Below are 22,309 nucleotides of genomic sequence, written 5' to 3' on the forward strand. Positions count from 1 at the left end.
GGCGCGAGCTTATTTTTTTGCTTGCGCCATGCCTTTTTGTTCATAGGCGTCGATCTCTCTTGCGTATTCAGGATTTTTCTTTTTTAGTTCGTTAGTCATAAAAGCTATTAGTTTGGCGTCAGCGTTTTTATGTGAAGCTATAGCTAGAATAAAATTTAAATACTCTTTTGCATCCTCGGGCGCTACGCCGTCTTTTTTAGGCGGTAACCTAAAATTTGAAGAAAATGTCCTCAAAATAGAAAATAACTTATTTTTGCTAGTGCCTGGATCGTTTGCTACGGCGAGTAAATCATCTAGTGTGATGCCTCGATTGGCGGCTTCTTTTGCCGCATTATTGGCCGCGATTTTGTCGCTACCTAGCTTAACCGCCATAAAAACAAGGGAAGCGACGAGCATCAAAAGAATCGTCGCTAGAATTATTACTATCGTAGTTTGATTCATTATAGTTTTACCGTTTTATCGGGCTTTCTAAAGTACGCCAAAACCGCGATCAAGACCATCAAAAGCGCACCAACCCACACAAAAGTAGGCACCGGTATCGGCTCGCCCGCAGCATACGAGTGCATACCGCTTAGGTAGAAGTTTACGCCAAAATAGGTCATTATGATCGACCAATAAGCAAACATCGAAGTCACGGCAAATGCGTACTGGCTGTTTAGCTTAGGGATAAATCTGATGTGTAAAACCGCCGCATAGACCAAAATAGAAACCAGCGCCCACGTCTCCTTGCTATCCCAACCCCAGTAGCGACCCCAGCTTTCGTTCGCCCAAACGCCACCTAGGAAGTTTCCCATCGTAAGCAGGCTAAGGCCTAGTATCATCGCCATCTCGTTTATACGGGTAGCCTCTAGGATATTTCGCGAAATTTCCTTATGCTCTTTGCCGCCTTGCAGGGCAAAAAGTACGAGCGTAAACATACCCAGCAGCGAGCAAAGTCCCAAAAATCCGTAGCTAGCCGTGATGACTGAAACGTGGATCGTTAGCCAGTAGCTCTGAAGTACGGGCACTAGAGTAGTGATCTGCGGATCCATCCAGCTAAGGTGTGCGACAAATAGCGTAACGCCCGCTAAAATCGAGGTTAGAGCCATAGCTATCGGGCTTTGGCGCGAGAACACGAGGCCTGATAAGCTAAGCGCCCAAGCGATATAAATCATCGACTCGTAGGCGTTGCTCCACGGTGCGTGCTCAGCGATATACCAGCGTATGCCGATGCCGAAAGTATGCAGTAAAAATGCCAAGATATTTACGCCGTAAACGATACCAAATAGCCATTTGATATTTAGTTTAGGCCTTGCCATCTTAGCAAACACGAAGCACAAAAGGCCAAACCCAGCCAAAAGATATACCGGCGTTAGCGATTCGAAAATTTTATACTCGTTAAAAAACAGCTCCATCTCGATGCGTTTTTCGCCCGGGATGACCGCTTTGCCGTGTTCTTGCTGATAGGTTTTGATCTCGGCTAGAGCTTGATTTGCTCGGCGCCAGTTGTTGTTTTCTGTAGCTTCGGCAACGCTAGTGAAATAGCTCCTTAGCATCCTGCCGATCGGCTCGCTCTCGTTTTTAGGAAGGTACATCATAGCCGAAGCTATACCGTACCATTTGTTATTCGGGTCGTCCATCTTTGGAAACATCGTAAAAACTTCGCCTATAAACACCATATAAAGGATATTTAGGCGCTCGTCTACTTTTTGCAAGTCTTTATCGAACGTACCTCGCTCGCCTGGCGTTTTGCGGTTTGCTGCTTCGGCAAATTTGTTGAGTTTGTAGGTGATTTTACCGTCTTTGTCGCTTTCAAAAAAGTCGTTGTAGCTCGCGTATTTGGCCTTTTCATCTATGCCGATTAGTTTTTTTAGCTCTTTATTTCCGACATAGATTATCGGCACGTCGCGCCAGTACGGAGCGTTTATCATCATAGAAAGTATGGCTTGGTTTGCATTTAGGCCGTCTAGCGTATCGCTGCGGTGGATCTTGTTTAAAATTTCCCTTGCTACGGTATCAAAAGGCTTCATTCTTCCGTCGGCGCTTTGGATGATTAGCGTCGAAAGCTCTTTGGCATGGTTTGCATCGATATTTCTAGCGTTATCGGCTGCGTAGGTTTTGCTTGGAGCAAATGCCGCAAAGCAGGCCACTATCACAAAGCTCGCGACTTTTTTAACGGCATCCTCGTTTATCATTTTAGCTAGTTTTCTAAAGCGCGAGCGAGGATTTACGACGTTAAAAAATAGTCCCAGTCCCAGCAAAAAGTAGCCGACATAGGTCGGAATCTTGCCCGGGTCGCGGTTTACCGATAGTACGGTGCCAAGCTCGTCTTGGTCGTAGCTGCTTTGGAAAAATCTATATCCGTCGTGATCTAGTACGTGGTTCATATAAATTTTATACGGGTAGTTTCCGGTCCTAGAGTCCTCGACGATGACGTCGCTAGAGTAGCTCATCGGCGAATTTGAACCCGGATAGCGCTTAAGCTCGAAGTCCTCAAGTTTTAAAGAAAATGGAAGCTCGACCATCTTTGAGCCCCAATAAACGTTAAAAAGCACGCCGTCGATCTTAGCTTTAGCAGGTATGTAGCTGTTTTCATAGAGCATGAGCTGCTGGGTTTGCCCGTCAAACGTCAAATTTGCCACCAATGCGTCGTATTCGCCGTTTTTGCTCACGACTCGCTTGGCCGCCTTGGTTAGCAATGATTTTGGAACGAAATTTACGTCCGTGACCGTATAGAGCTGCATCGGTAAAAACTCGGTCGCTTGGTCTTTCGCGTACTCGCCTTTTTCGTTGGTCGTCATCGTAAAGTAGCCGATATTTTGGTTCGAAGTTAGATAAAATTTACCATCTTTTAGCTCGATTTTGACGAAATTTTCAAGTAACGGCTGCGCGTCGAATGCAAAGCTAACGCCGCCTACCTCGCGAGTTTCGCCGGCTTGCAGGCTTATTTCTTCTTTTGAGTCCGGGCTTGAGACCGCAAGCCTAACGAGCGGTTCGCCTTTTTCCGCTTCGTAGTACTCGGTTTCGGCCTTTTTGTAGTATCCGTCAAAGGTTAAATTTGCTTTTTTTCCCGCGATTTCAAGCGGCAAGTTAAAGTCGTTTGAGCCGACGGAAGTGATTTGTTTCGGGATTGAGTTTGAGTAAATTTGACCGTCTTTTTCGGCTGCGATTTCTATTCTGGAAACGGATCCGAATACCGCGTTTGAGGTTTCGTTTTCTCTGATGTGGATGTTGCCCTCAAAGCCAAGATATCGCGTCATTGCCGCGCCAAGTAGCATAAACAAAAAGCTAACGTGAAATATCAAAACGGGTAGTTTTTCTTTTCTTAAAAGGTTGTATCTAAAAATATTGTAAGCCAAATTTATACCTAAAAGCACCTGCACTAAAGCGAACCAACTCGCTCCGTAAACCGCCGCCCACGCGCTTTTTGTGTCGTAGTAGCTTTCTATTATCGTTGCCGCGCCGCTACCGATAGCAAATATAATAAGTAGCACGACGGCTGACGTCATACTGAAAAATAGGGATTTTAACTCGCTCAAAACAGATCCTTGAACATAAATTTAGTAAATCAAAATGCACATTATAGTAATTTTTTTTAAATAAACTTACTTTTTAGTTATTATTTTATGATAATTTTTCGTCTTTAAGTTTAAATAAATTTAATATAAACTCAAATTCGCTAAAACCGTCCGCGCTCATAAAGTGTCCGCCTTTTTCAAAGATATCGGGCGTTACGCCTAAATTTCTCGCTACCTTTAGGCTAAGCTCGCAAGGCACGATATAGTCGTCTTTTGCGGCTATTACTTTTATAAAATTCGCCGCTGATTTTATCTTTTCATAGGCGATTTGCGGCTCGCAAAATTCATTTAATATAGCAAATTCCTTAATCGGCTCGTCAAACGGCGATACAAGGACTAGACCGCCGAATTTGGGCAAATTTGCAAAACCGCTAAGAAAATTTAGGCTAGTTATCGTGCCTAGGCTGTGAGCGATGATAAATGAATTCTCTCCCAAATTTACGTTTTGCTTCATTGTTTCTAGCCACTCGTTTAGCTTCGGTGTTTGCGGGTTTGGCATCTTTAAAATTTCCACCTCGGCAAGGCCGCGCATCTTTTCTTTAAACCAGGAAAACCAGTGACTTTGCGGAGAAGCGTCGTAGCCGTGAATGACGTAAATTTGCTTTTTCATTAAATTTGCCTTTTTGAAAAAATACGCGAATTATATACAAATAAAATTAAAATAATTTTTGACGCGAATCGCAAGAATACTTTTTAAGTTATAAATTTAAGTAAACGGCAGATTAAATATCATCAACCGTTAAAATTTGATATTTGTAAATTTGACAAATTTGAAGTTAAATTTAAGCTTGTTCCCTAAAAAACGAAATAGTCGTTATCAATTAAAATTTATATTGATACGAAAAATTTACGTATAATTTACGTTGATTATTTAAGATTTCGGCAAATTTATTTCAAAAAGGGAGAAAAAATGGATACTTCGAGGCGAAATTTCTTAAAAGCATCCACGGCCACGGGCTTGCTTGCGATGACTTACGCGCCCGGTACTTTAGGCGCAGTCGGCGCCAAAGCGCTAGAAGGCGGCGATAAGACCGTTTATAGTTTTTGCGAGATGTGCTCTTCTCGCTGTCCTATCGAGGCCAAGGTCGTAGACGGCAAAACCGTCTTTATCCAAGGCAACGGCAAAGTAGGCGGCACGGCGACTTCCGTGTGCGCAAGGGGCGGCAGCGGGCACAATCAGCTCTACGATCCGCAGCGCATCGTAAAACCGCTCATCAGAGTAGGCGAGCGCGGCGAAAACAAATGGCGCGAGGCGGGCTGGGACGAGGCACTAGATCTAGTCGCTAAAAAAATGCTAGAAATCAAGGAAAAATACGGTCCCGAGAGCTTTGTATTTACGGCAAAATCAAGCCAAACGCACAAGCTAATGACGACCTTTGCTAGCGCATACGGTTCGCCAAACTGCTTTTCTCACTTTTCCTGTTGTCCGATCACCTATCAGATGGTTTGCGAGCATATGTACGGCGATGCGAAGTTAAAAAGAGACTTCGGCAACGCAAAATACGTCGTAAATTTCGGGCACAATCTCTTTGAAGGCATCGTCATCGCCGACGCTAAAAAGCTAGCTAAAATGGCCGCGAAAGAAGATACCAAGCTGCTGGTTTTAGATCCGCGCTTTAGCGTCGTAGCCTCAAAAGCCGACGAGTGGCTACCCGTAAAACCGGGAACTGATCTAGCATTTGTTTTAGCCCTTATCCATACATGGATCAAAAATGGCACATACGATAAAGAATTTATAGAGAAATTTACGATCGGATTTGACAAAGTCGTAGAAGCGACCAAAGACACAACTCCGCAGTGGCAAGAAAAGATCACGGGAATACCTGCAAAAACGGTCGAGCGAATCGCTGGCGAAATCTGGAAAGCCGCACCTAAAGTCATCATCGACTTCGGTCACAACACCACTACAACTAGAGCCGAATACATCCGCACCAGAGCCATAATGACGGCAAACGCGATGATGGGCAACTGGGAGAAAAAGGGCGGAATTTTTGGCGGTAAAAAGGCTAAATTTTACAACAAACTAATCGGCGAAGAGCTAATCCCTGAGATCACAAACCCGGACGCCGCGATAAAAGTACCTAAAGTGCCTAGAATAGACGCTGCGGGCGAGGACGGACGAAACAAATTCGTCAGCAGAAGCCACGGCGTTTTGATGGAGATCCCGCAAGCCATACTAAGCGAGAAGCCTTATCCCGTAAAAGGCTGGTTTAGCATAAGGTTTAACCACCCTATCAACGTCGCAGGTACGCAAACTACGATAGAAAGCCTTAAAAAGCTTGACTTTATCGTTTGTTCGGATATTTATATGAGCGATTTTGCGATATGGGCGGACGTGATACTGCCTGAGAGCACCTATCTGGAGCGCGACGAAGGTATCGAGGATAAATCTGGCCTAAAACCCGCATATATGATAAGAAATAAGGTCGTAGATCCCGTAGGCGATACTAAAAACGGCTACGATATCTTTAGAGAGTTAGCCCGCAGGATGAAAATAGACGAGCTATATACTTCAAATACGATGGATGAGTGGCGAATGCAGCAAGTAAAGGGAAACGCCGAGCTTTTGGCGAAGCTGGTTAAAGACGGCTACGTCACGTGGAAGGTGCCGGGGATTTTGTTTAGAGAAAAAGATAGCGTAAAAGAATTTACGAAAAAATTCCCTTACGCGCAGCAGTTCGTGGGCGACGACGGGCTGATGGAATCGCAGGTCAAATTTAAAACCGATAGCGGTAAGATCGAGCTCTTTAGCGAAAAGGTCGAAAAGCAGTTTCCGGGATACGGCTGCTTAAACGCCGAGGGCATGGACGTATTTTTCGGCGAGGAGCTTTGTCTAATGAGCGGTAAAACGCCGATACATACCAACGGCCACACGCAAAACGTCGAATTTTTAAACGACCTGATGAGTAGCGCGCCCGTTTGGATACATCCCAATACCGCGAAAAAATACGGGCTAAAAGACGGCGACAAAATAACCTTGCAAAGCAAAACCGCAAAAGAAAAAGCAAGCGTGATGCTGACTGAAGGCATCAGAGAAGATACGCTTTTCGTCTATCACGGTTTCGGTCACGAAAGCGCCGGACTAAAACGCACGAACGGCGTAGGAACGAATCAAAGCAAGCTACTAGATCCTACCGTGATCGGCCCCGTCGCCTCCACGATGGTGCGAAACGTCGGCGTCAAGATAATAAAAGCGTAAAGGAAAAAAGATGAAAAAAGCGTATAGAATGATACATGACGAAAACCTCTGCATAGGCTGCCAAGCGTGCTCGGTGGCTTGCAGGAGCGAAAACGAAGTGCCTAGAGGCGTTTTTAGACTTCAAGTCCATTCGCAGATAAAGGGCAAATTCCCAAATTTAAAAACCGACTTTAGCAGACACAGCTGCGTGATGTGCGAGGATGCTCCGTGCGTGGCGGTTTGCCCTACTGGAGCTAGCTTTCAGACGGCGGAGGGCATCGTGCTGCTAGATCACTCTACCTGCGTATCTTGCAAATACTGCATCCTGGCCTGTCCTTACGACGCTCGCTACGTCGAGCCAAAAACCGGCGAGATAGGCAAATGTACGTTTTGCTTTGAAACTAGAGTCAGCGTAGGCGAGCAGCCTGCGTGCGTGACCGTTTGTCCGACCGATGCTTTGGCATTCGGCGATATAAATGATCCAAACAGCGAAGTAAGTAAAATTTTAAATAATAAAGCTCACTACTATCCTAAAGCCGAGCTTAAAACCAAACCGAAGCTTGCTATGATAGCTAACCGCAAAGGAGGAAGCCATGAATAATATGTGGGGAAGCGTAGCGCAATATAACGAAATTTACTGGCCGTGGCCGATAGCGGTTTATCTATTTTTGGCGGGTTTGTCCGCAGGCGCGATGATGGTTGCATTGCTTGTTAAGTGGAACTACCACAAAAAACAAGACGGCAGCATATGGGACGCGATGGTAAAGGCGGGCGCTCTAGTGGCTCCTATAACGATTACCGTGGGCCTTGCGCTTTTGGTGCTTGACCTTGGCAAACCGCTTAGTTTTTACTGGATTTTGATTAAGTATAACTTCGGCTCGGTTATGTCTATCGGCGTTGCGTTATTGCTGCTTTATACGCCGCTGGCTTACCTTTTTGCGGTAATTATTTTTGAAGAAGAGATAGAAAAGTATAAAATTCTAGCGATTTTACGTCCTATTTCTAGGCTGATTCGCTCTTTTGCGCCTCTTTCAAAGATAGTCGAGATGGCGCTTTTCGGTCTTGCGATCGGCGTGGGTATATATACGGGCTTTTTGCTTAGCGCGATTACGAAGCTTCCGCTTTGGAATACGCCGATTCTGCCAATCTTGTTCCTAACATCAGGCTTTAGCTCAGGCGTAGCGACAAACATCTTGGTCGGACTTTTTTGCTTCAAACACCTTCTTAACGAAGACAACGTGAAGTATCTTTTGGTTATGGATTTGCGTGCCGTACTTTTCGAGATACCGCTTATAGCTATACTATTTTTGGGACTATATTTTGAGGGCGGAGCTAGCGCGGTCGCCGCAAAACAAGCTCTAAGCACCGGACAATACGCGTTAATATTTTGGATAGGCGTCGTGGGTATCGGACTTTTGACCCCTATCACCATAGCGCTAACGGCTCTTAAAAATCACGCTTATAGAGTGGGCTACATCATAGCAAACTCTCTTGTAGTTATCTGCGGCGTCGTGATGCTAAGATACTATATAGTTTATGCCGGTCAAGTTTTCACGGGCGCGTGAAATTTAGGCTAAACTATACGCATTAGGCTCGGTAAACTCGCCGGGCCTTTTTAAATTCAGACGATCCAAAATCATTTTTAGCTATCATCTCCCTTAAAATATTGCGATAAAATTCGGAGAATTTATGAAAATTTTACTGCTTGAGGACGACTTCGTATATCGTGAGAGCGTTAGCGAATACCTAGAAAGTCTTGGCTACGAGGTGGATGAGGCTGCCGATGGCAAGGTAGCCTGCGACAAGATAGCGGCGGGCTTTTATCACCTGCTGATACTTGATATCAAGGTCCCGCACATCAGCGGGCACGAGGTGATAAAATACGCCAAAGATATCGGATGCGAAACGCCCATAATGATAATGACCTCGCTTGTAGATATAGACGATATGGCGGTCGGATACGAGCTGGGCTGTAACGAGTATCTAAAAAAGCCATTTGAACTAGCCGAGTTAAAATTTAGAGTAAACGAGCTAATGCGAAAATATCACGGCAGAGACGATAAAAACTTGATCGCTATCGACGAAAACTTTAGCCTCGATACGGCTAAAAAACGGCTCAAATTTAAAGGCGAGCCCGTCGAGCTAAGTACGAGAGAATTTGCTATCATCGAGTGTTTGCTATTTCATAAAAACAGCTTCGTAGGCATCGAAAGGTTGCGAGCCGAAGTGTGGAACGATAAGGAGATCGACCCCGCCGACGTGCGCATGCATATACTAAAAATCCGTCAAAAAACGACTCCGGAGTTTATAAAATCAGCGCGCGGACTAGGCTATAAGATAGATGTTTCAAAATCTTAAAATCCCTATTTTAGCCACTTTTATCATCATGGCTTTGTTTATATTTCAAAGCTACGAGATTATAAATTTAAGCTCCAAAGACGAATACTCAAAAAATATGTTCGAGCTACTCGAGTACGAGGGCAAAATCCGCAAAGCGCTCGATAAAAACAAGACTTTGCCTATCTCGCTCACATATAAATACGGCGTTTTTGATCTCAAAGAAAAGCAAGTCGTCTCAAATTTGGACGCGCGCCCGAGCGATTTAAAATTTATCACCAGGCAAGAAAACGGACATCTTTTTTACAAAACCTATTTTCGCGCGGACGGCGAGTTTTATTATCTGGTGCTAGCCAAAAAGCAAAACGTGGCTAGGATTTTATTTGTCACGGCTCTAACTCTAGCGTTTGCGCTCGTGGTCGTATTTTTCGCGCTTTATTTGTCGTTTGTTAGCGGCATAAAGCCCTACAAAGACGCTAAAAAATATATGAATAACTTTTTTAACGACGCGATGCACGAGCTAAAAACTCCGCTGGGAGTCATCGGCATAAACCTCGAGATGCTAGGTCTTGATAACAAATACGTCACCCGCATGCGCTCGGCCCTAAAGCAAATGCAAGTTACATATGAGGATACCGAATACTACATCAAGCGCGGATACATTTTATTTCCGCCAGAGATTTTAAATTTGAGCGAATTTAGCCTCGAGCGAGCGCGGTATATGCGCGGTATCGCGATGGCGAAAAATATCAAAATTTACGACTTCATCGAGCCTGATTTGCAAATTTTCATGAGCAAGATAGAGGCGGGCAGACTGATCGACAACAACCTAAGCAACGCCGTAAAATACAGCCGCGAAGGAGGGATAATAAATTTGCGCCTTTTTGAAAAAAGCGGCAAAATCGTGCTCGTAGTCGAGGACGAGGGCGAAGGCATAAAAGATACGAGTAAAATTTGGAAACGCTACGTCAGAGACGAAGGCGTGCAGGGCGGCTTTGGGCTAGGGCTAAATATCGTGCAAAGCATCTGCGTGAAAAACGGCGTGGAGTACGGCGTTAAAAGCGAACTGGGCAAAGGCAGCGTCTTTACCTACAAATTTTCGCCGTACTCAAAAAGCCTGCTTGACTAATCAAACCAAACGCCGAGTTTTGCTAAATTTCGCTCTTTTGAGTCCGAGTTAAAATAAATCACGAAGTAGCCCACGCGCTCGCCCTTTGCGTCGTTCATCGGCTGGACGGTAAAGGCGTGCGAATCCGTCTGATAAAATCCGCCGCTTTTAAATTTGATATCCTTTAGCATCGGCAAGACGTTTAAATTCGCGTAGCTCTTATTTACGAAATGAAAGCCCTCGATGATGCCCTCGTCGCTGCTGTTTTGATAGGGCAGATCGCCGCGGGCGTCGAGCAATACGAAAAGTCCGAGCCCTTGCTGCGCAAAAAAGTCGCTCAAATGTTTAAAATCAAGCAGCACTTCGATACTGCCGAGCATCTTTTTATCCTCGAATATCGGCGCGACCGACCTAATGAAAACTCCCGCGCGACCGACCTCGATGCCTGCGGCTACGCCGTTTTTGGCCTCGGCTAGCAGGTGGCGAAAGTTCGTTAGATCGTCGTTATACAGCGGTATCCAGCTCCTAGCAAAGCTCCTCATTTCAGGCGTGTGGATGTGAAATTTGGCGTTTTCGTAGATCGGCACCTTGCTTAGCGTTTTTGTAAATTCTCCAAGCGTCTCTAGGCACATTTGGCGGTTATTTTGGCTCATACATTTTTTCACGTGTTCGTTTTGCGCTAGCAGCGTCGCAACCGTCATTGCGGAGAGTTTTTCCTCTTCTATGTTTTTATTTAAAATTTGCGTTTGAAAGTCGAGAAATTTTTTGATATTTTCCGTTTGCGTTTGCTCGTCCCAGCGCGCCTTATAGACCATTAAAACGCCTGCTACTACGATGATCGCGAGCGTTAGAAGTATCTTTTTATTCACGGGCTCTGCCTAGCTCGCGCGCTAAAATTTGAGAAAACTCGGCAAAATCAGGTAAATTTAGCTCGCCCTTGCGCTGCTTTTTGCCCCACATGGACTCGGGGAAAAAGCTATCGCTCTCAAACCTCGCCATCACGTGAAAATGCACGCGCGGCACGTAGTTTGCAAAGCTTGCGATGTTTATTTTGGTTGGACTGTAAAATTTTCTCATTACTTTTTCGGTCGTTAAAACTGCTTCAAATACCCTTTTTTGCGTCGCATCGTCGCAGTCGGTGAGCTCCTTAAACGGTGTTTTGGTAAAAATTTTTACCCACGGTATCTCGCTCGTTTCTCGCTCGACGAAAATCAGCTCGTCTTCAAAAATCATTTTAAGCTCCTTTTTGATAGCGATTTTAGCCAAATTTGAATTTTAATCTTTTTAAATTTATACTTCAGGCATCTTGGCTTCGGCGTTTTACGGCGGTCAATTTATAAAATTTGAAAGGAAATTTGAGCTTATGAGACGTTTTATTTTGCTTGCGTTTTTTGCGGCACTGTCTTTTGGGGGCGAGCTGGCTGATCTTAGCAAGGAGTGCAAGAAGGGAAACGATGAAATTTGTAAAAGATTATCGCTCGCGATTAAAAACTTAGAGCTTGCCTGTGATGAAGGCGGCGAGAAAAACGCGATGTATTGCGCAGGACTTGGGTATTTTTACGAATTTGATAAGGTATTTACAAAAGCCGTGCGATACTACGACAAGGCTTGCGGGCTGGGTGCGGACAAAGCCTGCGTATATCTGGGGCTACTTTACCAAAGCGGGCAGGGCACGGTGCAAGATCACAAAAAGGCAAACGAGCTTTTTGCTAAAGCCTGCGAAAAGGACGTAGGCGAGGGGTGCGCGAGCCTGGCGTATAGCTACGGCAAGGGGCTTGGCGTCTATCCTGACGGCAAAAAAACTAACGAGTTGTTTGCCAAAGCCTGCAAGCTAGGCGAGGAAACGGCGTGCTACAATCTTGGCCTAAGCTACGCGATGGGTGACGGCGTAGAAAGGGATGCAGCAAGGGCGGCGCAGATATTTGCGGCCTCTTGCGAGCGCGGACACGTGGACTCTTGCGCTGATCTTGGGGTTTGCTATTTTAAGGGCGAGGGCGTAGAGAAAGACTACGAAAGAGCCGTTGTGCTCTTTACTAACGCTTGCTCGGGCGCGAGTGCGCTAGCCTGCTCAAATTTGGGCTTTGCCTACGAAAAAGGCATGGGCGTAGAAAAGAATAAAAACGCCGCCAAAGAACTTTACGATAGAGGTTGTAAGCTTGGGGAATTTAGTGCGTGCCAGTATCTAAAAAATTTGCGTTGAGATGAATGGGCAAATAGGCCTTGCTGCTGTAAATTTAAAAATACAGCTAGCACAGAGAGATTTAGAGCCACATACGCTGTGATGTTTGTTAAATGTTGCTTTTGAGCTAGTAGAAGTGGGCGGAATAATCCGCCGCAACCAACATCAAAAAAGTAAAATTTAGCGCCAAAATTAAAATAGCGTGGGCGCGCAAATCCAAAATAAATTTGATGCCCGTAGCTAAATTTACCGCTTAAAGTCGTGGATTTGTATATTCGCGCCGTATTTTTTGCAAAGCTCGCTTACTTTTTCTTTTAGTCTTTCCTCGTCGTAGCAGATTAGATCGATATATGCGCGCCTTTGCCCCGTTGCGCCGCCGATTATCTCCAAAAACGAGCCACAGCTTTCTAGCTCCTCGTCCTCGATTTTATTTCGCAGATCAAAGCCCGCCTGCATATCGCCGCCGTTACCTATGCTAAGAAAGCAAAATTTGATGCCAAGCTCGTAAGCTTCATTGTAGATGTCGCGCTCGCCGTTTAGATACTGATTTACGATATTGGTCAGGCAGGTGGTGCCCACGATCACGTCCTCGCGCACCTCGCTTCCGCGAGGCTCCATCTCGTAGCTGAAAAAATTCTTTAGCGGTTCGCGAGCGGCTTTTTCGCCAAATTTCTCATCGACCAGATCGGCGAATTCGCTTAGCGGCACGCCGTTTTCTTCGGGCTCGGCTAGCACCTCAAGCTCGCCTAGCGTATTTATGATCGCCGTTTCGCCGATCATATTGTCAAGCAGGATAAAGCTAAGATTGTAGGCCTTGCCCTCGTCCTGTGCGAGCAGAGCCGCTAAATTTGCATTGTAAATTTTGATATCCACGTCGCTTTCGTTAAACTGCGCGTAGATCATCGACTCCTCGGCGTTTACGCTCGTGCCATACATCTCTATCCCGCCGATACCTCGTGGCGCGCGCGGCTTTCCGAGCGTGCAGAGCATTCTGTTCTCAAGCTGCTTTGGCATAGCGTTTTTAATAAAATTTAGCCAAAATAGGCGGTGCCTCATGCCCTCGGGAGTTAGCACCAGATCGAGCTTATCGCCCGCAAGCCCAGTCATAAAATATGGCTCTGCAAGGCAGATACGAAGCTTCTCGTCGGTCTTTCGCATCGCCTTTTCAAACTCCTCCGCTGCCAAATCGGCCTTGATCTCATCTATCACGCCGCTAAATTCCGTCCAAAATTTATCCACTCTGCCGGCAAAAGTGCTTGGAATTTGCGCTTTTTCAGCTTTTTTACCAAAACCAAATAACCCCATATTTTCTCCTTAAATCAAATTTTACTCGCATTATAGCTAATTGGTCCGCCTCACGTGCACTGAAAACAGCCGCCCAAAACCTCGCATTTCTCGCAAATTTGCACGTATATGATTCCCTCGCCCTGTATCATCTCGCCAAATGGGATCTGCGCTAGATGCTTCATCGTCCCGCCGCAACTAGGGCAGGTTAGATACTCGGCGTCCTGCACCCACTGCGGATAGCCGCCCACGGTCGTATCAAGCTCGCTAAAGCAGCCGTAAAACGGCGACACTTCGCCGCCTAGTTTAAATTTCATACCGCACAGACGCGTAAAATCCTCCTGCGAAAAGTAGCTTTCGTCAAATCCTTCGCCATCATGGGTTAGCTCTATCTCGCCGTCTGGGCCGCGCTTGCAAAAATATCTGACCGAACCGACGCAGGTCGGGCAACAGCGAAATATCGCGTCGTGCTTTAAATTTAAAAACGCAAGCCGCGGATCAGTGGCCTTTAGTCGCAACATATCCAGTATCTCACAGCCGCAAAACTCGCACTTTTGGCCCGTAGGCTCGCCGATCTGCACGGGCTCATCCGTGTTTTGGTTTGGGTTTAAATTTGCGTCTTGGCTCTCGATCTCGCCATCTTTTACGCGCACTGCGGTGAGGCACTTTTCAAAAACTAGCGATTTTCGCTCGCCCGTCTCATCAAACTCCCATCCGCCGATTTTTGCGTAAAACTCGGTGCCCACGTAGAGCTTTTTACGCCAGGGCTTCGGGTTTTTATACAGTTCATAAAAAAGCTCGGCCGTCTGCTCGCCGCCCTGCCAGGCAAGCGCGCAAAGAAGGTGATTTAGTACGTTTTTGGAGTTGTCCTCTAGTGAGTTTAGTTTTGTTATGAGTGCGTCTTTTACATCCTCTGGCGCACCGAAGTAGAGCTCTGGCGGATAGTAGATTTCCTTTGCTGCCGCGGCTCGCGCGATCCTTGGATCGTGGATGTCCAGCAGGCTAAAAAGCGCCCAAAAATCATTGCAAATCTCATCCCATTTTTCGATCTCGTCTATGCGGTCTGCTATTTTTAGGATCATCGCTTCTACATCGTCGGCGCTTAGGTTTAAAATTTCATCCCGCCTCTGCCTTTGTCCGCACGAGTGGCAGATTCCGTCGAAATATATCGTGTTTTTGCCGCATTTTGGACATAGATGAGCGCCCATATTTGCTCCCTTGAGTTTAAATTTCGTCAAATTTTATCAAATTTTGTAGCATTTGGCGAGCAAGCGTGGCTTTAAATTTGACTCCGTTTACCTGCGCTAAATTTATCTATATCCGTAAATTTTTAGCCCGCTTTCGTCTATTTCGTAGTCAAATTTACCCGCCTTTGTCATGGCGTCCAGCACCGCTTTAAGTGGATTTGGGATAAAATTTGAGGCGAGCTTTTCGGCTCTATTCATACGCGTTTGTTCGTAAAATTTAGGCACGAAAACCCAGTGCAGATCTTTAAACAAAATAGCTCCGTTTGCGCAGTCAAAATACCCGTCCTGTAAGCACCCAAAACCGCAGACGAGCGTGATCTCTTCGCCGCTTGATAGTAGTTTTATGCGTAAGCCCTTGCAGCCAGAGACATCTAAAATTTCGCAGAGCTTGAGCCATTTTGCGTCGTTCATCAGCGACGTGAGGCGGAGCGCCTTTTTATCTAGCCTTTTTTGATAAATTTCATATTTTTCGTTTAAATTTTGCATGATTCTCCCGGGCACCGATAAATTTGTATTTCAATTTAGAATAAAATTTGAGAGAAATTTAGGCGAGTGAACCTCTCGCCTAAATTTGCAGATTAGGATTAAAAGCGAAATTTAGCGTCGTCCGTCAAATTTCGCCTACTAAATTTACTCTACCGTAACGCTTTTAGCAAGGTTTCGCGGCATATCCACGTCGTTGCCTAGCCTCACGGCGATCTCTAGCGCAAAAAGCTGCAAGATGATCATCATCTCGAAAAACTCGCTCATCGGGTGAGCTTGCTTACTCGTTTTGATAAAATCGTCGCTAAGCTCGAACTCCTCGGGGCTGATAGCAAGTATATAGGCGTCGCGAGCGGCTAGCTCCTCGACGTTGCTTTTGGTTTTTTCGTAGAGGACGGTTTTTGGCATTAGCGCGACCGTAAAGAGCCTCTCATCGGCAAGTGCGATAGGGCCGTGCTTCATCTCGCCAGCTGGATAGCCCTCGGCGTGCAGATAGGAGATCTCTTTGAGCTTTAGCGCGCCTTCTAGCGCTAGCGGATAAAATATATCTCGCCCGATGAAAAAGAAGCCGTGGCCGTGCAAATAGTGCTTGGCTAGGCGGCGGATGCGCTCTTGCGGCTCTTTGCTGATATTTAAAATTTGCGGAACGTGCAGGAGTGCTGCGATCTCGCTTTTTAATTCGTCTTTACTTATCGATGCCTTAGCCTGCGCGATTTGCAGCGCTAGCATCCACAGCGTTACGACCTGCGTGGCGAAGGCTTTGGTGCTGGCTACGCCCTTTTCGATGCCGGCGCGAGTGAGCAGAGTGTCGTCCGCTAGGCGCACGATCGAGGAGTTATCGACGTTGCAGATAGCTAGCGTCTTTAGTCCCGCTTGCTTGGCGATTTTTAGCGCTTCTAGGGTGTCGGCGGTTTCGCCGCTTTGCGAGATGACGATAAAAAGGGCGTTTTTGTTTAGTTTTGGGCGTCTATAGCGAAATTCGCTCGCGATCTCGACCTTGGCTCTAGTGTCTGCTAGGCGCTCGAAAAGGTAGCTAGCAGTAAGTGCCGCATGATAGCTAGTGCCGCACGCGCAGATCACGATATCGTCGATATTTCGTAGATACTCGTTCGTTAAATTTTCAAGACCTACCGCATCCTCTTTGACGCGTCCCATTAGCGTTTCGCTTACGACCGCGCTTTGTTCGTAGATCTCTTTTTCCATGAAAAAGCGGTAGCCCTCTTTTTGCGCATAGCTTTTATCCGCAGGCAGCGCGGCAAAGCTCGGGCTTAGTTTTTTTGCGTCTTTAAAAACCGCGATCTCGTCAATGCTAACAAATCCGTAGCTTTTGTCGTCCAGATAGCACACCTCTTTGGCTAGGCCGATTAGCGGGGCGTCCGAGGAGGCGAAAAATACCTCTTTGCCCTCGCTTTTGCCGATAGCTAGCGGCGCGGCGTCCTTGGCGAAAAATATTTTCCCAGGAGCCGTTTTGGTGATCAGTAGCGTCGCGTATGCGCCATGCAGGCGCGCTACCGTGGCTTCGTATGCCTTAAACGGTTCGCCGATGGTTTTTAAATTTTCCTCAAAAAGATGCACGATGACTTCGGTGTCGGTTTGGCTAAGGAAGCTAACGCCCTTTGCTTCAAGCTCCTCTTTTAGCTCTTTGTAGTTTTCAATGATGCCGTTATGAACGACGAAAGAGTGCTCGCCCAGGTGCGGGTGAGCGTTGATCTCGGTGGGTTTGCCGTGCGTAGCCCAGCGCGTATGACCGATCGCGACGCCTTCACCGCTAGAGCTAAAGCCCTCTGATTTTTTGGCTAAATTTTCAAGCTTGCCGATGGCTTTGAAAAAGGCGATCTCCTGCGCGCATTTGTCGCAACCGCCATCCAGGCTCATCACCGCCATGCCGGCGCTGTCGTAGCCGCGGTACTCAAGCTCTTTTAATCCGTTTAAAATAAACTCCCTTTTTTCTCTATTGCCGACGTAACCGACGATTCCGCACATGTTTACTCGCTTTCTAATAATTTTAAAATTTCGCCCAAATCCACGCCCTCGCGCTTTTGTATAAGCAGCAAATTTCGCGTCCTGTTTTTTACGGTTTGGATTCTGGCGTTGGCTATTTTTACATCAAATTCCTTAAAAACTCCCAATACGTAAGCCATCAGCCCGCGCTGATCTTTTGCGTTTATGCCCAGCTTCGCGTACTCTTGCGAGTGGCCCTGGTCGAAATTTAGCTCGCCTTTTAGTATTGTCGGATGATTTATCTGCGCCGAGGCTCCGCTTTTTAGCGAGATTTCGATGAGGTTTTTTAAGGTTTCTAGCTCGCTTGATTTTACGTTTTTGTTAAACTCCAGCTTGACGTAAAATTTACCGTCAAACAGCTCGAAAATCTCCATAAATCCAAGATCAAGATGCGCCAAAGACGAGAGCAAAACCGCTAAATTCGGGTAGTTTTGCGCGTAAATTTCGATGCTTAGGCTTTGGTGATTTTGTACCTGTATGCTTAGTTTATCTGCGTTTTGCGCGGCCCAGGCGATGCTGATGATATCTGCTGGCTGGTATTTGGCGAAGAGTAAATTTGAGCGTATGGCGAAAATTTTCTCTTTCAAATTTTCGCTTAAGGCTGCAAATTTAGCGTTTCGCCTGATGCTAAGCTCCTTTTTTACGCGCCTTGAAGCTTCGTCTAGCAGATTTTCATCCTCGAAGCTTTGCAAACAAATGCCGTAAAGCTCGCGCAAAAGTCGCGCCAGATATGGCGTATAGAGCTTTTCGTCGGTCGCGCTTATCACGCAATAAGCGACGATGTAGGAGAGTTTTAGCGTTTGCGGATCGCCTAGTTTTGAGATAAAGCTAAAAATCGTGCGCTGATCATAGATGTCCTCGCGGTTTGCCACGTCGTTCATCAGCGTGTGGTAGCGCACGAGCGTAACGCCGATATTTACGGCCTTTGCGCTCAAATTTAGCTTTGCGGCGTAGGCGCGAAAGACATTTGAGCCAACGACCGAGTGATCGCCGCCTAGCCCCTTGCCCGCGTCATGTAGCAGCAAGGCTAGCTTTAGCAGCGTGCGCCCCTCGATGCAAAGCTCGTCGCAAAGCGATTTTACGAATTTGTCTTTGATATTTTCGGCAAATTTGACACTTAGCACGCAGTGCTCGCCGACGCTAAATTTATGGTAGCCGTCAAATTCGGCCAAATTTACGGCGTGCTCGAGCGGTTTAACCAAAACGGGTAAAATCTCCGCGTCTAAAAGCGCCTTGATAATGCAGTGAGCGTGGTTTCGCATCAAAATTTTTCTAAAAAGCGCGAGCGAATCCTCGGCGTCCTCTTTGCTGATTTGCGCGCGTTTTAGGTAAAAGATCGTCCCAACGTCAAATTTATACTCCGCATCGCCGAGGGCTAAAAGCTGCTTGAGCACTGCATTTAGAGGCCTAGGGCGGACGTGTAGCGGGACGTAAATCGTATTTTCAAACCTATAAAATCCGTTTTTTAGCTGCGCGGCTCGCAACTGGCTAAATTTAACCCCGCTTGTAAATTTGCTCCTGTAAAAGCTAGCGACCAGATAGCGCGAGAAAACGGCGACTGAATGCATGCAGGAAAAGAGTTTTTGCGAGATGACGCTGCTGTTTTCTTGCGTTTTTTTGGACTTGGTTTGCATGAGTGCGGTGATCTCGTTTAGCTTAGACGGATCGAAAACGTCGGAGTCGGAGGTTAAATTTTGCGCCGATTTTACGCAAAGGATAAAATCAGCCGCCAAATTTAGCGCGCTAAGTTCCTTTTCGTCGATAAATTTTAGAGCCTGCGAGCGCATGCTGATCTCGTTTTCAAAGCCGTTTAGAGCGCAGTTTAGGTAGTAGATGTCGTTTGTGCCGCCAAGGTCGTTTTTAAGATCGGGTTCTTGCTTTATGTTCGGGATCTCGTTAAAGGCGCCTAGGTTTTTGGCGTAAAATTTGAGATTTTCCTGCGCGTTAAACTCGCGAGTTTTATAAATCTCCGACCGGGCGGCCTTATAAAGCGTCCGCGAGCCGCAGATATAGCGGATGCGGCTAAACGCGGCCTTTGCTTTGTGGTCGTTTTTGTGAGATTCGAAAATCTCGTCCAACTCGCAAATTTTAATATTTAGCTTTAAATTTGAGCCCTCCAGCGCGGCGACTATTTTTTTTAGGATAAATTTGACGTTAAAGCCGGCGTTTTCTTTAAAGACGAGTAAAACTTCTAAAACCGAGCTTGTGGAGATGAGATTATCGGCGTACTTTTCGGTAGCGATGACGCAAAACGGGATAAAATCGATGTCTGGGTTAAAGTCCGCGAAAATCTCGTCCAAAACCCGCGCGCATAGAGCTTTTATTAGCTCGTCGCTTTGCTTTGCGATGAAATTTGCAAAGCCCTTGCCCTGAAGCTTTTTTAGCTGCGAGGCCAAATTTGCGCCGCCCAAAACGCCGCTTAAATTTCCTTTTAAAGCCACTTTTTACCGCCGTCTTTTTGTGTAAATTTTATCCGATGATACTAAAATTTTGCAAAAACAAAGCTTTTTTAACATATAATCGCCGTTTAATATCTATTTTCGGAATACAATTTGACAAATTTAATAGAAAAACTCCAAAGCGGCGAGCGTCTGGACGCAGACGAATGCGCAGGCTTGTACGACTTAGACCTTTTTACGCTGGGTAAATTCGCAAATGCCAAACGGCGAAAACTGCACGGCAAAAAGGTGTTTTTTAACGTAAATCGGCATATAAATCCGACCAACATCTGCGCGGACGTGTGTAAATTTTGCGCGTTTTCGGCAAACCGCAAAAACCCAAACCCATATACGATGAGCCACGATGAGATCCTAAAAATCGTCGAAAAAAGCGTCGCCGGCGGCGCAAAAGAGATACATATCGTCTCGGCGCATAATCCTGAGACGTCGTGGCAGTGGTATTTGGAAATTTTTAAAAAAATAAAGGAAAAATACCCTCAAATCCACGTCAAAGCGCTAACTGCCGCGGAGGTTGATTTCCTCTCGCGAAAACACGGCTTTAGCTACGAAGAAGTAGTGAAAAAAATGCTCGAATACGGCGTGGACTCGATGCCAGGCGGCGGAGCGGAGATCTTTGACGAAGAGGTTAGACGTAAAATCTGTAAAGGCAAGGTGAGCTCGGAAAACTGGCTCAAAATCCACCGCCTTTGGCACGAAAAGGGCAGAGAAAGCAACGCCACGATGCTGTTTGGCCACGTAGAAAGCAGGCAAAACCGCATCGATCATATGCTGAGGATTCGCGATTTACAGGACAAAACTGGCGGATTTAACGCCTTTATCCCGCTTGTTTATCAGCGCGACAACAACTATCTAAAAGTGGAAAACTATCCCGGCTCGGCCGAAATTTTAAAGACCTTTGCGATCTCGCGCCTAGTGCTCGATAACGTCGCACACATCAAGGCGTACTGGGCGACCTCGACGATAAATTTAGCCATGGTCGCGCAAGAATTCGGTGCTGATGATCTAGATGGCACGATAGAAAAAGAGAGCATCCAAAGCGCGGCCGGAGCGAAATCGGCAAGCGGTATGAGTCTTAGAAATTTTACCGATCTCATTCAGACTTCGGGCTTTTTCCCCGTCGAGCGAGATAGCTTGTATAACGAACTAAAAATTTACGATAACTAAGGAGGCGGAATTGGATTTTTTTAAACTCAAGCAAAACGGCACTAGCGTAAAGACCGAGTTTAGCGCGGGACTCACGACCTTTTTAACGATGATGTATATCGTGCCCGTAAACGCGATAATCATGAGCAAAACCGGCATGCCGATGGATGCGCTCATCACGGCTACGGCGCTCATTACGGTGATCGCTACCGTGCTAAACGGCATATGGGCGAACACGCCCGTGGCTATGAGCGTGGGAATGGGGCTGAACGCGTATTTTACCTTTGGTCTCGTACTAGGCATGCAAATACCGTGGCAGACGGCTCTGGGCGTGGTTTTTATCTCGGGTATAATTTTCGTAGTGCTATCTTTTACAAATTTTAGAATCTGGGTCTTAAAATCTATTCCCGATGACGTCAGACGCTCGATAAGCGCGGGCATAGGCGCCTTTATCGCTTTCGTCGGGCTTCAGCAAATGGGCGTAGTCGTAAATAACGACGCGGTGCTGGTCGGACTTGGAAATTTAAAAGATCCAAACGTTATTTTGGGCTTTGTGGGACTGTTTTTCGTTATACTTTTTTGGGCGTGGAAGGTTAAGGGCGCATTCATCATCGCGGTATTTACGACATCGGTGATCGCTTGGATTTTCGGTATCGCGCCTTATCCGAAAGAATTTATCTCGCTACCGGCCTCGATATCGCCGATATTTTTAGAGCTTGATATCATGGGCGCGTTATCTTTTGCTCTGCTTCCGGTGATCATTACCTTTTTCGTGACCGATCTTTTCGACTCTATCGGCACGCTAGCGGGCGTGGGAAATAGAGCGGGGATCTTTGATGAGAGCAATCAAAAAGGCGTGGAAAAACTAGAAAAAACCCTCGAAGCTGACGCGGTAGCGACGATGGTTGGTTCGCTAGTAGGCGTTAGTACGACGACGTCGTTTGCCGAGAGTGCTAGCGGCGTCGAGGAGGGCGGTAAAACGGGACTAACGGCGGTGTTTTGCGGGCTATGTTTTGTGTTTACGATTTTCATGCTGCCGCTTTTTAAAGCGATACCTTCAAACGCGATATATCCGATACTTGTGATGGTCGGCGTGCTGATGTTTAGCGAGCTTGGAAATATAAATTTTAAAGATCCGGCCATCGCCATCTCGACGTTTTTGATAGTTATCTTGATGCCTCTTACGTACTCGATCACGACGGGACTTTCGTTTGGATTTATGGCGTATCTGTTGGTCCGTATCATGAGACGCGAGTGGGAGTACGTAAATATCGGCGTCATAGTGCTTGCGCTCATTAGTTTTATTGTATTTTTAGTGCATTAAGGAGAAAAT

18 protein-coding genes are annotated in these 22,309 nt (G+C 46.3%); 8 read left to right on the plus strand and 10 right to left on the minus strand.

Annotation, left to right across the window (positions count from 1 at the left end):
• Positions 1–9 precede the first annotated feature (9 nt).
• The 3 genes from EE116_RS05470 to EE116_RS05480 form a co-directional block, all read right to left on the minus strand.
• Positions 10–441: a fatty-acid--CoA ligase gene (locus EE116_RS05470; protein WP_241091648.1), complete on the minus strand. Its 432-nt coding sequence runs from the start codon at positions 439–441 to the stop codon at positions 10–12.
• Positions 441–3,518, minus strand: coding sequence for a cytochrome c biogenesis protein CcsA (gene ccsA / locus EE116_RS05475; protein WP_122873573.1), 3,078 nt, complete (start codon positions 3,516–3,518; stop codon positions 441–443). Before ccsA ends, EE116_RS05470 begins: the two co-directional genes overlap by 1 nt.
• 85 nt (positions 3,519–3,603) lie before the next feature.
• Positions 3,604–4,167, minus strand: a complete 564-nt coding sequence (locus EE116_RS05480) for an RBBP9/YdeN family alpha/beta hydrolase (protein ID WP_122873574.1) — start codon at positions 4,165–4,167, stop codon at positions 3,604–3,606.
• Between the two features lie 300 nt (positions 4,168–4,467).
• Between EE116_RS05480 and phsA the strand changes: the two genes are divergently transcribed.
• The 5 genes from phsA to EE116_RS05505 all read left to right on the plus strand — a co-directional run bounded on the left by phsA (position 4,468) and on the right by EE116_RS05505 (position 10,201).
• Positions 4,468–6,756, plus strand: a complete 2,289-nt coding sequence (phsA, locus tag EE116_RS05485; protein WP_122873575.1) for a thiosulfate reductase PhsA — start codon at positions 4,468–4,470, stop codon at positions 6,754–6,756.
• A 10-nt stretch (positions 6,757–6,766) separates the two neighbouring features.
• Positions 6,767–7,336, plus strand: coding sequence for a 4Fe-4S dicluster domain-containing protein (locus EE116_RS05490; RefSeq protein WP_122873576.1), 570 nt, complete (start codon positions 6,767–6,769; stop codon positions 7,334–7,336).
• The gene (gene nrfD / locus EE116_RS05495) at positions 7,329–8,300 is read left to right on the plus strand and encodes an NrfD/PsrC family molybdoenzyme membrane anchor subunit (protein ID WP_122873577.1); all 972 of its coding nucleotides are present in this window, start codon (positions 7,329–7,331) and stop codon (positions 8,298–8,300) included. The genes EE116_RS05490 and nrfD overlap by 8 nt, the downstream gene beginning before the upstream one ends.
• Before the next feature lie 124 nt (positions 8,301–8,424).
• Entirely contained in the window at positions 8,425–9,093 is a 669-nt protein-coding gene (locus tag EE116_RS05500) for a response regulator transcription factor (protein ID WP_122873578.1), read from the plus strand.
• A complete protein-coding gene (locus tag EE116_RS05505; RefSeq protein WP_122873579.1) occupies positions 9,077–10,201 on the plus strand; it encodes a sensor histidine kinase in 1,125 nt (374 codons plus the stop codon). Before EE116_RS05500 ends, EE116_RS05505 begins: the two co-directional genes overlap by 17 nt.
• On the opposite strand, the gene EE116_RS05510 is transcribed toward EE116_RS05505, so the two are convergent.
• Both EE116_RS05510 and EE116_RS05515 read right to left on the minus strand, forming a co-directional pair.
• Entirely contained in the window at positions 10,198–11,049 is an 852-nt protein-coding gene (locus EE116_RS05510) for a cache domain-containing protein (RefSeq protein ID WP_122873580.1), read from the minus strand. The two genes, EE116_RS05505 and EE116_RS05510, sit on opposite strands and share 4 nt — an antisense overlap.
• Positions 11,042–11,413, minus strand: a complete 372-nt coding sequence (locus EE116_RS05515) for an HIT family protein (protein ID WP_122873581.1) — start codon at positions 11,411–11,413, stop codon at positions 11,042–11,044. The genes EE116_RS05510 and EE116_RS05515 overlap by 8 nt, the downstream gene beginning before the upstream one ends.
• A 130-nt stretch (positions 11,414–11,543) precedes the next feature.
• Between EE116_RS05515 and EE116_RS05520 the strand changes: the two genes are divergently transcribed.
• Positions 11,544–12,380 (plus strand): tetratricopeptide repeat protein, encoded by an 837-nt coding sequence (locus tag EE116_RS05520; protein ID WP_241091649.1) that lies wholly within the window; start codon positions 11,544–11,546, stop codon positions 12,378–12,380.
• A gap of 225 nt (positions 12,381–12,605) precedes the next feature.
• On the opposite strand, the gene EE116_RS05525 is transcribed toward EE116_RS05520, so the two are convergent.
• The 5 genes from EE116_RS05525 to EE116_RS05545 form a co-directional block, all read right to left on the minus strand.
• Positions 12,606–13,664, minus strand: coding sequence for a hypothetical protein (locus EE116_RS05525; protein ID WP_122873583.1), 1,059 nt, complete (start codon positions 13,662–13,664; stop codon positions 12,606–12,608).
• A gap of 50 nt (positions 13,665–13,714) precedes the next feature.
• Positions 13,715–14,851, minus strand: coding sequence for a cytochrome C (locus EE116_RS05530; protein ID WP_122873584.1), 1,137 nt, complete (start codon positions 14,849–14,851; stop codon positions 13,715–13,717).
• A gap of 102 nt (positions 14,852–14,953) precedes the next feature.
• Complete coding sequence (locus EE116_RS05535; RefSeq protein WP_122873585.1) at positions 14,954–15,376, minus strand: hypothetical protein; 423 nt, start codon at positions 15,374–15,376, stop codon at positions 14,954–14,956.
• Between the two features lie 144 nt (positions 15,377–15,520).
• Positions 15,521–17,356: a glutamine--fructose-6-phosphate transaminase (isomerizing) gene (gene glmS, locus EE116_RS05540; protein WP_122873586.1), complete on the minus strand. Its 1,836-nt coding sequence runs from the start codon at positions 17,354–17,356 to the stop codon at positions 15,521–15,523.
• Positions 17,357–17,358: 2 nt separating this feature from the next.
• Positions 17,359–19,815, minus strand: coding sequence for an HD domain-containing protein (locus EE116_RS05545; protein WP_122873587.1), 2,457 nt, complete (start codon positions 19,813–19,815; stop codon positions 17,359–17,361).
• 111 nt (positions 19,816–19,926) lie between these two features.
• Here EE116_RS05545 and mqnE point away from each other — a divergent pair, with 111 nt between their 5' ends.
• A complete protein-coding gene (mqnE, locus tag EE116_RS05550) occupies positions 19,927–20,997 on the plus strand; it encodes an aminofutalosine synthase MqnE (RefSeq protein ID WP_122873588.1) in 1,071 nt (356 codons plus the stop codon).
• A gap of 10 nt (positions 20,998–21,007) precedes the next feature.
• Complete coding sequence (locus tag EE116_RS05555) at positions 21,008–22,300, plus strand: NCS2 family permease (RefSeq protein ID WP_122873589.1); 1,293 nt, start codon at positions 21,008–21,010, stop codon at positions 22,298–22,300.
• Positions 22,301–22,309 lie beyond the last annotated feature (9 nt).

This window comes from Campylobacter showae (assembly GCF_900573985.1).
GTDB lineage: Bacteria > Campylobacterota > Campylobacteria > Campylobacterales > Campylobacteraceae > Campylobacter_A > Campylobacter_A showae_E.

Coding starts and splice junctions, on each gene's coding strand:
- EE116_RS05470 (WP_241091648.1), bottom strand. CDS start 441: ATGAATCAAACTACGATAGTAATAATTCTAGCGACGATTCTTTTGATG.
- EE116_RS05515 (WP_122873581.1), bottom strand. CDS start 11,413: ATGATTTTTGAAGACGAGCTGATTTTCGTCGAGCGAGAAACGAGCGAG.
- nrfD (WP_122873577.1), top strand. CDS start 7,329: ATGAATAATATGTGGGGAAGCGTAGCGCAATATAACGAAATTTACTGG.
- EE116_RS05525 (WP_122873583.1), bottom strand. CDS start 13,664: ATGGGGTTATTTGGTTTTGGTAAAAAAGCTGAAAAAGCGCAAATTCCA.
- EE116_RS05530 (WP_122873584.1), bottom strand. CDS start 14,851: ATGGGCGCTCATCTATGTCCAAAATGCGGCAAAAACACGATATATTTC.
- glmS (WP_122873586.1), bottom strand. CDS start 17,356: ATGTGCGGAATCGTCGGTTACGTCGGCAATAGAGAAAAAAGGGAGTTT.
- EE116_RS05535 (WP_122873585.1), bottom strand. CDS start 15,376: ATGCAAAATTTAAACGAAAAATATGAAATTTATCAAAAAAGGCTAGAT.
- EE116_RS05505 (WP_122873579.1), top strand. CDS start 9,077: ATGTTTCAAAATCTTAAAATCCCTATTTTAGCCACTTTTATCATCATG.
- phsA (WP_122873575.1), top strand. CDS start 4,468: ATGGATACTTCGAGGCGAAATTTCTTAAAAGCATCCACGGCCACGGGC.
- EE116_RS05480 (WP_122873574.1), bottom strand. CDS start 4,167: ATGAAAAAGCAAATTTACGTCATTCACGGCTACGACGCTTCTCCGCAA.
- EE116_RS05490 (WP_122873576.1), top strand. CDS start 6,767: ATGAAAAAAGCGTATAGAATGATACATGACGAAAACCTCTGCATAGGC.
- EE116_RS05500 (WP_122873578.1), top strand. CDS start 8,425: ATGAAAATTTTACTGCTTGAGGACGACTTCGTATATCGTGAGAGCGTT.
- EE116_RS05520 (WP_241091649.1), top strand. CDS start 11,544: ATGAGACGTTTTATTTTGCTTGCGTTTTTTGCGGCACTGTCTTTTGGG.